We start from the raw sequence: 11,391 nt of genomic DNA on the forward strand, positions 1-11,391 counted from the left end.
AAAAACTAAGCCCCCCAGGTATCGCTGAGGCGATATCCGCCGGGCCAGGGATCATCCGGATCCAGCATGTGTTGATGTATTCCTGTAATCCAGGCGCGCCCTGATATCTCGGGCGTAATGGCGGTGCGCCCGTTCAGGTCATGCTGGGCCACGATACGGCACCGAAACTCGCTGTCGATGATCGAACGTGCATGATACTGATCCTCTGCACTCATCTGGCCTTTAGCCAGCAAGACCGCCATCCGGGCCGAGGCACCGGTTCCGCAAGGGGATCGGTCAAGCTTGCCAGGTTTGATCGCAACGGTGTTTCGACCCGTAAGGATATCGTCCTGCCGACTAAGCGGACCAGCTATCTGGCAAAAGGATATGTGGTTCCAGTCCTCGGTTGGGTGGCTGAACCCCAGTTGCTCATTGGCGGCATCCGTGATGCGTGCTCCGTGACGCGCCAGATCGCCACCTTCGTCCGGGGTCAGTGCAAAACCCAGATCTTCGGCATCGACAATAACGAAGCTGTCTCCGCCAAAGCTCGTGTCGACGCGCAAAGTGCCGATCCCTTCAACTTCGATAATTGCATCCAGCTTGTCAGCAAAGCTTGGGACATTGTGCACAAAGATGCGCTCGGCCTTTCCGTTTCGGCACTCGGCCCGCACCCGAACCAACCCGCCCGGAGCCTCGAGCATCAGGTGGGTTTCAGGTTCATTCATCGGCAAGATCCCACCATCCAGCAGAACCGTTGAAACACATATCGAGTTCGAACCGGACATGGGGGGTGTATCTTCCGGCTCCATGATGATGAATGCGGCGTCTGCTTCGGGGTTCTTGGGTGGAACCAACAGGTTAACATGGCGAAACACACCACCGCGCGGCTCGTTCAGAACGAAATTTCGCAAAACCTGATCGCTTTCGATAAAGGACCGCTGATCCCAGACCGTCTCACCCGGCGGTGGGTTCACACCGCCCACAATCACATCGCCAACTTCACCCTCTGCATGGGCTGAAATCACATGAATGGTTTTGCTGCTGCGCATGAGCTTTCCTTAAAATCTGTTGGCCGAAAACGGATCGAGAGTGATGGCTGGCGTCTGGCCTTCAACAATTGCCGAAATCAGTTCGGCTGTGCCCGCCGATTGGGTCAGCCCCAGATGGCCATGCCCGAATGCATAGACCAGTCCGGCTGACTTGGAGGAGCGGCCGATAACGGGCAGGCTATCAGGCAGGGATGGCCGGAAACCCATCCATTGCGTTCCGCCATCGGTATTGAGACCGGGCAGAAACTGACTGGCCTTCTGCAAAAGGACATCCGCGCGCTTGTAATTTGGCTGCAGTTTGAGGCCGCCCAATTCAACTGCACCGCCTATCCGCACCCCGCCGTTGATACGGCTGGCAACAAATCCATGAGCCGGGAAGGTCAGATGGGTCCGCAGGTCAAATGCCCCTTCAGGCAGGGTCGTATTGTAACCACGCTCGGTTTCCAGCGGTATGTTGTCCCCAACTGTTGTGGCGAGATGATGTGACCATGCACCCGCCGCGACAATCACCTGAGAGCATTCGGTTGATCCATCTCGTGATACAACCCGTAGCCGGTCACCTGTGACTTCCAGCGCGCAAACGTCTTGTCGTTCAATTGTCCCGCCAAGCCCCTCGAACACTTGCGCCAGATGCTGAACCCAGCGTTTAGGGTCAGTCGTGTTCATCCAGCCCGGCGTATACCCGGCGTGGGTGAACTGCGGGCTTAGACCCGGTTGTATCTCGGCAATGGCCTCAGGGCTTTCCAGCAGATCAAACGCGACGCCATTTCTGCGGCGCAACTCCCAACCGGGCAGGCTGTCGCGAAACTCGGCATCGGATTCATATAGCTGCATTTGCCCATCGCGCTGCATCATCGCCTCGCCATCGGCATACGCAATTTGCCGATCCAACGCAGCGCGAGAATGCTCCATCAACGCTGCCTGATTGCCAACCGATTGCTCATAGCGATCCTGACTGCTGGCTTGCCAGAAGCGCAGCATCCATGGCGCGATCTTCAACGCATATGCGGGTGGTATCGAAAGTGGCCCAAACGGGTCTAGCAACCATTTCGGCGCCTTGCGCATGATGCCCGGCTTTGCCAATGGTTCGATTTCGGCAAAGGCGAAGGCACCGGCATTTCCTGCCGATGCTTCTTCGGCCACCCCTTTGCGGTCCAATACCCGGACCGAATTGCCTTTGCGTTGCAATTCCAGCGCGATGCTGATGCCGATGACACCGGCGCCAATGACAATGACCGGCTCTTGCGTCACGTCTCGATCCCATCCCGGAACGGATCCTGCCCATCAAAGATCAGCTTGGCCTCGGCCATGACATAGGCCTGCCCGGTAATCGAGGGGATCACCCCTCCGTTCGGACCCGACTGATAGGACAGGCGATAGGAACTTCCAATAACGCTTTCCTGTACAATTTCCTCCCCCGCCGCCAGGCGTCCATCCGCTGCCAGACAAGCCAGTCGCGCTGAGCTGCCGGTGCCGCAGGGGGAGCGGTCGTAATTGTCATCCGGACACAAAACAAAGTTGCGGCTATGCACGTCTGCATTTGGTGAAATGCCCTGAAAGATCACGTGATCAATGGGTTCACCCTGTTCACCACCCACGCCCTGTGCGATCGAAGCCTCGCGGATTGCGACGGTCATGTCTGTCAAGGCGCGGATGTTGTTGGCATCTACCGGGATGGGGCTTGGATCAACAATAAAGAACCAGTTGCCACCATAGGCCACATCGCCTGTCACTTCGCCGTATTCGGGAACGTCAATGGTCACGGACTGATGGACACGGCGGCTTTCGATATTGGTCACGGTCACGGTGTTGGGATCGTGCAATTCAATCGTCACCACCCCTGCGGGGGTTTCAATCCGGTGCGTCCCAACGCCGATCCGGCCCAAATGCGCCAACGTCACGGCCAGCCCAATCGTCCCATGACCACACATGCCCAGAACCGCATCGACGTCAAAGTAGATCACGCCGGTCACACAGGTCGGATCAACCGGCTTAACGAGCAATGCAGCCACCATGGCAGGCTGGCCGCGCGGCTCCAACATCACTGAACGATAGAAGCTTTCATGCTCAGTCGCCAACCGGTGCGCGCGCTCAGTTAAAGGGCCTGCGCCCAGATCAGGGGCTCCGTCCAGGATCACCCGGGTTGGCTCACCACCGGTATGGCTGTCGATCACATGCATTCAGCGATTACTCCGCCCTGCTTGGACCAATCGGCAAACCAGTTGCGGAACAAGGTGTATTGCTGTTCGCAATAGTTGCGCTGCGCATCGGTCAGCTCGTCGGTTTCGTTAAAGTGCAGACGGTATTCCTGCTCACCATTCAGCACCAGAAGATGCTTGTAATACAGCACCAGATCCGGACCTTCGTCAAAGCTGGACAGCACGTGAATAGCTTCGGTCAGCTCTTGTGCACGCAGGCGTGCCTCGGCATGACCCGATGCTGCCTTTTGCGACAACGCCGCAAGCAACAGGGCCTCACGCGGCAGTGCCGTTCCGATCCCGGTGATCGAGCCGGTCGCACCGCAATTGACAAACCCATGATAAACCTCTGTGTCCACCCCAACCATCAGCGTGACCTGATCATCCTGGCTGGTGATATTTTCGGCAGCATAGCGCAAATCATTCTTCCCCCCAAACTCCTTGAAACCAACAAGATTGGAGTGTTCTGCACGCAGAGCAAAAAACAAATCAGCCCGCGTTGCAAAGCCATAGTAAGGGCTGTTGTAGATAATCGCAGGTACATCCGGAGCGGCCGTCAGGATGGCCTTGAAATGGTTCTTTTGTGCCGTGGGTGAACTGCCGCGCGACAGCACCCGCGGGATGACCATCAAACCAGCTGCACCCATCTTCTGCGCGTGGGCCGCGTGCGCCACGGCTGACTTTGTATTGATCGCCCCGGTTCCGACAACCACGGGAAGACCTGCACCTATCAAGCGCTCGACACCTTCCATCCGCTGGGCATCCGTCAGCAAGGGCCAGTCACCCATCGAGCCGCAATAGACCACTGCCGACATTCCGGCATCGATCATTTCCAGGCCCTTACGGACAAGCGCATCGAAGTCCGGCTCGCGATTCGCTGTGCAGGGGGTCATGAGGGCAGGCATCGTGCCGGTAAAAACATCTGATTGCATTGGGCTTATCCTTCAAAGAATGGCCGGGGCCAGGCTTGATCCGAGGTTCATTGCACAAGGGCATAGCGGATATTGGATACAAAATCCACATCATTTATGCCGCCACCCTCAACCACACGAATTTAGACATTGAACCCCGCAGGCTTTCTGGCACCTATGGCGTCATGTCTTTGAGAAAAGCCCATAAGTCAGACGCGTCCAGCATCGCCGCCATTTCAATTGAAGTGTGGCTTGGAACCTACCTGAAACATGGCGTCAGCGGATTTATTGCCGACTATGCGCTGAACGAATTCACAACTGCAAAAACCGAAGCGCTCATTTCAAACCCGGATGAGTTCATTCTGGTTTCCGAGAACAAAGACGGCATCGATGGCTTCATTCGTGTTTCCTCAGAAAGCAAAGCGCCTGTGGCAGGTTGCTCTGAGATGGAAATCGCGACTTTCTACGTTCAGCCTCGCCACCATGGCAAAGGCATCGGCGGCCGTCTGTTGGACGCAGCCCTGCGATACTGCAAGGAACAATCAGCCGAGTCAGTCTGGCTAACAACAAATGCTGAGAATGACCCAGCCATCGACTTTTATCTCGCGCGAGGTTTCGAACAGATCGGTGAAACCCATTTCCGTATCGAGGATCAGGGATATCTGAACAACGTGTATCTTTATCGCCTGCCGTGAACCCGTGTAGGCGTTTCAACCGGCGGTGAAACTACAGGTCTTCAGGTCACTATCACCGCAGTCGTTGTCCGCTTTCCGGATCAAACAGCATTGCCCGTTCAGGACGCACTGAAATACCGATCCGTTCACCTTGCGCACTGCGCTGATCATCCCGCTCTTCCACGATCATCTTGTCGCCGTTCGAAGCGATCAGATAGGTGTAGGACACCCCGCCAAGCGCCTCGGTCAGATCAACAGTGCAGGTCTCGCCTGCGCGATCCACCTGAATGTGTTCAGGGCGAATGCCCAGCGTTACCTTCGTTGCACCTGCTGGCACAGACGAGGTTACGGGGATCGCATCCGTCAGCGCCGGATGCCGCACCATCCCGTCGACGATGTCACAATCAAGAAAGTTCATCGAAGGAGACCCGATGAAACCCGCCACAAATTGGTTATCCGGATCGCGATACAGATCCATCGGCGCACCGACTTGCTCGATCCGCCCATCACGCAGCACAACGATCTTATCGGCCATGGTCATCGCCTCGACCTGATCGTGGGTCACATAGATCATGGTCGCACCGATTTCCTGATGCAGACGCGCAATTTCAACCCTCATTTCGACCCGCAGTTCCGCATCGAGGTTCGATAGGGGTTCGTCAAACAGGAAAACTTCCGGCCCGCGAACGATCGCGCGGCCGATGGCAACGCGCTGGCGCTGACCACCTGATAGGGCTTTGGGTTTGCGTTTGAGGTACGGGCCCAGTTTCAGAATTTCGGACGCTTCCTGAACCTTTGAGTCGATCTCTGCCTTGGGCACACCATTCATGCGCAGGCCAAAACCCATATTCTCGGCCACACTCATGTGCGGATAGAGCGCGTAGGTCTGGAACACCATCGCAACGCCGCGCTTGGCGGGATCGACATGCGTGACCTGGCGTTGACCGATGTGAATTTCGCCCTCGGTGGTTTCTTCCAACCCCGCGATCATTCGCAGCAATGTTGACTTGCCACATCCCGAAGGTCCGACGAACACGCAGAATTCGCCATCTTCGACCTGCAGGTCCACGCCGTGAATAACCTGTGTCTGGCCATAGCGCTTGATTGCGCCATTCAGAGTAACGCCCGTCATGATGCTTGCATCCTGTTCTCGCGGCTTTCAGGAAACCGCCATGCTTGTGCTTCGGCCCCAATCCGTTCGGCGGCCTGCCGAACGCGCGGAACCCATTTTTCCAATTGCTCAAAGCCCATCCGCTCGGTCGAACCGGTCACGGAAATCGCCCCCAGCATCCGTCCACCAGAGGTCAGGATCGGACAGGCGATGCAGATGATACCGGGCTCATGCTCTTCATCATCAACCGCATAGCCGCGGTTGCGGATCAGCTCCAAATCAGCCCGCAAAACGTCCGCAGACGTAAGCGTGTGATCTGTGAAGCGGTGAAAGCTCTGCAATGAAATTGCCTTTTGCAGCCTGCCTTCATCCAGATAGGCCAGCATGGCCTTACCTACGCCTGTGCAATAGGCCGGACCGACTTTGCCAGCTTCGGAATACATCTCAACCGGGTTCTTGGCGTTGCGCTTGTCCACATACAGAACCTGGCTTGCATCAAGCTGCGCCAAATGCACGGTTTCGCCTGTTTCAACGCTGAGCATATCCAATATGGGCCGTGCGATCGGCGCCAGCGAGCTTTGGGTCCAGGCCGAATGCGCCAATCGGACAAGTCGCAATCCCGGCGAATAGGTTTGCCGGTCAGGATCATATGAAAGCATGCCCTGATTGGTCAGGGATTGCAGAAATCTGTACAGGGACGCCTTTGGGAAATCGCTGCTGTCCAACAGCTCTCCAAACCGGACGGGCCGCTGAAACGCGGCTACCTGTTCAAGCACGTCACATGCCTTACCTATTGTTCCGTCACCAGCCACGGGTGCCCGATCTCCTCCACTTATACCCTCGCATCCTCCTCACGAGAGTATTGACAACGCTAACCGATTCGATGTGTAGTTTTCAATATATAAAACTTGGTTTCACTATTTGGAACCTCTAAATGGAAGCTAAGGGAGGAAACCATGCATTCCATGTTCAAGCGCACGGCGGCGGCGTTGGCTGCCAGTGTGGCAATTGCTGCTCCGGCATCAGCCGAACTCACCGGTGAGCTGCGAATCTTTCTCGACACGTCAAACCCGGCGCCACGTGCGACGATGGAGGCGATGATCGACCGGTTTGCGGCAGAGCATCCGGGGCTGGAGATTGAAACAACGGTGATCGACCGTGAGGCGTATAAAACTCAGATCCGCAACTTCCTGACTGCGGATACGCCAGACGTTGCCACATGGTACGCCGCGAACCGGATGAAGCCTTATGTCGAGGCGGGCCTGTTCGAGGATGTATCGGACCTTTGGGCCGAGCCTGAAATTGCCGAGAACCTGGCCTCGACCAAAGGTGCGATGACCATCGACGGCAAGCAATGGGGCGTGCCCTATACCTATTACCAGTGGGGTGTCTACTATCGTAAAGACATCTTTGACGAGCTGGGCTTGTCCGAGCCGACCACATGGGAAGAAGAGTTGGCCAACTGTCAGAAGATCGTCGATTCCGGTCGCGCCTGCTATACCATCGGCACCAAGTTTCTTTGGACTGCTGGCGGCTGGTTTGACTATCTGAACATGCGCACCAACGGGTTCGACTTCCATCAGCAACTCGCCAACGGCGAAGTCAGCTGGGAAGATGACCGCGTCAAACAGACCTTCGCGAACTGGAAACAGCTGATCGACATGGGCGCGTTCATCGACAACCATCAGACCTATAGCTGGCAGGAAGCCCTGCCCTTCATGGTCAAGGGTGATGCCGCGGCTTATCTGATGGGCAACTTCGCGGTGGCACCGCTGCGCGATGCGGGTCTGACCGACGATCAACTGGACTTCTACCAGTTCGTTGCGATCAACCCTGATGTCGAACTGGCAGAAGATGCGCCAACCGATACGTTCCACATTCCGGCCAACGCATCGAACAAAGAAGCAGCTCGTGAGTTCCTGCGCTTTGTCGTGTCCGCGGACGAGCAGACCGAAATCAACAACGGCGCGAACCTGGGCCAACTGCCTGTCAACGCAAAGTCTTCGGTCGATAACGACAAGTTCCTGAATCAGGGCTTTGAAATGCTTTCGGCCAACAGCCCCGGCGGTGTTGCCCAGTTCTGGGACCGCGATGCGCCTGCCGAGATGGCAAAAGTCTCGATGGAAGGTTTCCAGGAATTCATGGTTAAGCCTGACAACGCAGACAAGATTCTGGCCAAGCTGGAACGCGCACGTCAGCGCATTTACGACAACTGATCAGGCTTAGGCCGGGCTAAGGCCCGGCCTGTGTCATCGCCAATTGCAGGGCGGGCGACAGCCCGCCTTCACACCCACCAAACCCGAGATGCTCCATGACCATTGCCGTTGATGCACCAGAACAGGAAAGCTGGTTCCACAGAAACCAACAGCGCATAGCGCCGTGGCTGTTTCTGGCTCCGGGCATGTTGTTCTTCATGGTCTACGTGATCATCCCGGTGTTCCAGTCTTTCAATCTGTCTCTTTACGAGTGGGACGGACTTGGGGCTGCCGAATACGTAGGCTTTCGCAACTATGAAGACCTTTATTGGGAATGGGTCGACCGCGACGCCTTTTTTATATCGCTCAAGAACAACCTGATCTGGCTGATCCTTTATCTGCTGGCGATCCCGGCGGGATTGTTTATAGCATTGTTCCTGAACCAGACCGTATGGGGCATCCGCCTCTATAAATCGCTCTTCTTCTTTCCCTTCGTGATTTCACAGGTTGTCGTCGGTCTGGTCTTCACATGGTTCTACGACCCGACCTTTGGCCTGCTGAACGAATTCCTCAGCCTGTTTGGCATGGGCCCGCTGAATGTTCTGGGCGATGAGCGCTATGTCACTTATGGCATCATTTTCGCGGGCCTCTGGCCGCAAACGGCCTATTGCATGATCCTGTATCTCACCGGCCTGAATGCAGTAGACCCCGAACAGATCGAGGCCGGACGTCTGGACGGCGCCAAAGGTTTTCGGATGCTGTGGCACATCATCCTGCCGCAACTGCGCCCCGCGACCTTCATCGCGTTTGTCGTCACCATCATCGGCGCATTACGATCCTTTGACCTGATCTCGATCATGACCCAGGGCGGGCCGTTCGGATCGTCGCGTGTGCTGGCCTATTACATGTTCGAGGTCGCGCTGTCTGAATACGGTTTCCGCATGGGATATGGCGCCGCCATCGCGGTGATCCTGTTCCTGATCATGCTGTGCTTCATCGCCTATTTCCTCTGGTCGATGTACCGCGAAGAGAAGGGGCACTGAGATGTTTCCCAAACCTATCGAAAAACAACCTCGCGCAGCGCAAATCACCTATCAGGCCATGCTGCCATTGGCATTGCTGCTGTGGCTGGGGCCGCTGCTGGCGGTTGCCCTGTTTTCGGTCAAGCCCGAGGCTGACTTTACCAACGCCAACTACTGGGGCATGCCATCTAGCTTTGAGGGGGCATTCAACTATGGGCAGGTCTTCTTCAATTCAGACATGCCGCGTTACCTGCTGAACTCATTCCTGATCACCATTCCAACGGTGATCGGCGCTGTTGCGCTTAGCTGCATGACCGGCTTTGCGCTGGGGATTTACAAGTTCAAATCGAACCTCTGGATTTTCTTCATGTTCGTCGCGGGTAACTTTGTTCCCTTCCAGATCCTGATGGTGCCCGTTCGCGACCTGACCCTGCAGCTGGGCCTCTACAATACCAAAACCGGGCTTGTGCTGTTCCACATCGCGTTCCAGACCGGATTCTGCACGCTCTTCATGCGCAATTTCATCCGTGCTCTGCCCTTTGAGCTGATCGAGGCCGCACGCGTTGAAGGTATCAGCGAATGGCGCATCTTCTGGTACGTGGTTTTGCCACTGATGAAGCCAGCAATTGCGGCGCTCAGCGTACTGATCTTTACTTTCATCTGGAACGATTACTTCTGGGCGGTGGTGCTGACGCAAGGCGCCGAAAGTCAGCCTGTTACGGCAGGTATCACCAGTTTCAACGCTCAGTTCAGAGCGGCATATCAGTTAATGAGTGCCGGCTCCATCGTCGCGGCGCTGCCGCCGGTGGCCATGTTCTTCCTCATGCAGAAACACTTCATCGCGGGCCTGACGCTCGGAGCTGTAAAATGACGTCAAACCAAAGATTTGAAAAATGACCAAGATCACCTTTATCGGGGCGGGCTCCACGATCTTCATGCAGAATATCGTGGGCGACGCGCTGCTGACCCCAGCATTGGCGGACAGCCATTTCGCACTCATGGATATCGATCCTGTTCGGCTGGCTGAAAGTGAGGCCGTGGCAAATGCCATGATCCGCTCGGTGGGAACAGGTGCGACCGTATCAACTCATACCGACCGCCGGGCCGCGCTGGACGGGGCCGATTTCGTCATCACTGCTTTTCAGATCGGTGGCTACAAACCCTGCACGGTGACCGATTTCGAGATTCCCAAACAGTATGGCCTGCGCCAGACGATCGCCGATACACTGGGTATCGGAGGCATCATGCGCGGGCTGCGCACCGTTCCGGTTCTGTGGGATGTGGCGCAGGACATGATGCAGCTCTGCCCGAACGCGACGCTGTTGCAATACGTCAACCCAATGGCAATCAACACCTGGGCGCTTGCCGAACGTTTCCCTGCACTGAAACACGTGGGTCTTTGCCATTCGGTGCAAAACACGGTCGAAGAACTGGCCCATGATCTGGACCTGCCCAAGGATGAAATCCGGTATAAAGTCGCCGGCGTCAATCACGTCGCCTTTTTCCTGCGACTGGACCATGACGGTCGTGATCTCTACCCTTCGTTGCGTCATGGATATGCCGGTGGGCGCATTCCAAAACCACCTCTGTTGATGCCACGTTGCCCCAACAAGGTACGCTATGAAGTGATGGACCATCTGGGGTATTTCTGTACGGAAAGCTCTGAACATCTGGCGGAATACGTGCCGTGGTTCATCAAAGAAGGACGGCAGGACCTGATCGATCAATTCAGCATCCCTCTCGACGAATATCCAACACGATGCGAGGAACAGGTCGCCGGCTGGAAGGAACAGGCCAAAACCCTGACCGACGGACGAGATATCGAGGTTGTCCGCAGCCACGAATTTGCCGCCGACCTGATGAATGCAATCACGACTGATACGCCCTATGTGGCATACGGCAATCTGCCCAATACCGGTCAGATTCCACAATTGCCGCTGGGGGCTGCTGTCGAAACGCCGTGCCTTTTGGATTCCAACGGTGTTCAGCCTTCCGTCGTGACAGACATACCCCCGCAATTGATTGCCCTGATGCGCACGCAGATAAACGTGCAGGAATTGACTGTGCGTGCACTGGTTGAGCAGAACCCGGAACACATTTATCACGCCGCCATGATGGACCCCCACACTGCGGCTGAATTGGATCTGCGGCAGATACGCAGTCTGGTAAATGATCTACTAGTGGCACATGCCGATTGGCTGCCGGATTGGTGCAAACCCGCCAAGGCTGCCTGACCCCAATTTAGAAGGCTG

General features: G+C 56.2%; 11 protein-coding genes. 5 read left to right on the top strand and 6 right to left on the bottom strand.

The features are described from left to right. Positions 1-5 precede the first annotated feature (5 nt). From E1297_RS40620 to E1297_RS40635, 4 genes are read right to left on the bottom strand one after another with little or no spacing between them, the layout of a single operon-like run. Complete coding sequence (locus E1297_RS40620) at positions 6-1,028, bottom strand: proline racemase family protein (protein ID WP_155148435.1); 1,023 nt, start codon at positions 1,026-1,028, stop codon at positions 6-8. A 9-nt stretch (positions 1,029-1,037) separates the two neighbouring features. Then, positions 1,038-2,279 carry an NAD(P)/FAD-dependent oxidoreductase gene (locus E1297_RS40625; protein WP_368669830.1) on the bottom strand — a complete coding sequence of 414 codons (1,242 nt, stop codon included), beginning with the start codon at positions 2,277-2,279 and terminating at the stop codon, positions 1,038-1,040. Next, a complete protein-coding gene (locus E1297_RS40630) occupies positions 2,276-3,208 on the bottom strand; it encodes a proline racemase family protein (protein WP_155148437.1) in 933 nt (310 codons plus the stop codon). Before E1297_RS40630 ends, E1297_RS40625 begins: the two co-directional genes overlap by 4 nt. Continuing rightward, positions 3,199-4,158 (bottom strand): dihydrodipicolinate synthase family protein, encoded by a 960-nt coding sequence (locus E1297_RS40635; protein WP_155148439.1) that lies wholly within the window; start codon positions 4,156-4,158, stop codon positions 3,199-3,201. Before E1297_RS40635 ends, E1297_RS40630 begins: the two co-directional genes overlap by 10 nt. Before the next feature lie 35 nt (positions 4,159-4,193). On the opposite strand from E1297_RS40635, the gene E1297_RS40640 reads away from it, so the two are divergent. Next, positions 4,194-4,832: a GNAT family N-acetyltransferase gene (locus E1297_RS40640; protein ID WP_244328068.1), complete on the top strand. Its 639-nt coding sequence runs from the start codon at positions 4,194-4,196 to the stop codon at positions 4,830-4,832. A 52-nt stretch (positions 4,833-4,884) separates the two neighbouring features. Here E1297_RS40640 and E1297_RS40645 read toward each other — a convergent pair whose 3' ends face one another. Beyond that, positions 4,885-5,943 (bottom strand): ABC transporter ATP-binding protein, encoded by a 1,059-nt coding sequence (locus E1297_RS40645; RefSeq protein WP_155148441.1) that lies wholly within the window; start codon positions 5,941-5,943, stop codon positions 4,885-4,887. Continuing rightward, positions 5,940-6,734 carry an IclR family transcriptional regulator gene (locus tag E1297_RS51455; RefSeq protein WP_209016297.1) on the bottom strand — a complete coding sequence of 265 codons (795 nt, stop codon included), beginning with the start codon at positions 6,732-6,734 and terminating at the stop codon, positions 5,940-5,942. Before E1297_RS51455 ends, E1297_RS40645 begins: the two co-directional genes overlap by 4 nt. A gap of 144 nt (positions 6,735-6,878) precedes the next feature. Between E1297_RS51455 and E1297_RS40655 the strand changes: the two genes are divergently transcribed. The 4 genes from E1297_RS40655 to E1297_RS40670 all read left to right on the top strand — a co-directional run bounded on the left by E1297_RS40655 (position 6,879) and on the right by E1297_RS40670 (position 11,373). Next, the gene (locus E1297_RS40655; RefSeq protein WP_155148443.1) at positions 6,879-8,138 is read left to right on the top strand and encodes an ABC transporter substrate-binding protein; all 1,260 of its coding nucleotides are present in this window, start codon (positions 6,879-6,881) and stop codon (positions 8,136-8,138) included. A gap of 95 nt (positions 8,139-8,233) precedes the next feature. Next, positions 8,234-9,160 (top strand): carbohydrate ABC transporter permease, encoded by a 927-nt coding sequence (locus E1297_RS40660; RefSeq protein WP_155148445.1) that lies wholly within the window; start codon positions 8,234-8,236, stop codon positions 9,158-9,160. Position 9,161: 1 nt separating this feature from the next. Then, positions 9,162-10,010, top strand: a complete 849-nt coding sequence (locus tag E1297_RS40665; protein WP_155148447.1) for a carbohydrate ABC transporter permease — start codon at positions 9,162-9,164, stop codon at positions 10,008-10,010. A 22-nt stretch (positions 10,011-10,032) separates the two neighbouring features. Next, a complete protein-coding gene (locus E1297_RS40670) occupies positions 10,033-11,373 on the top strand; it encodes an alpha-glucosidase/alpha-galactosidase (RefSeq protein WP_155148450.1) in 1,341 nt (446 codons plus the stop codon). Positions 11,374-11,391 lie beyond the last annotated feature (18 nt).

The sequence above is a fragment of the Roseibium sp. RKSG952 genome, from assembly GCF_009711355.1.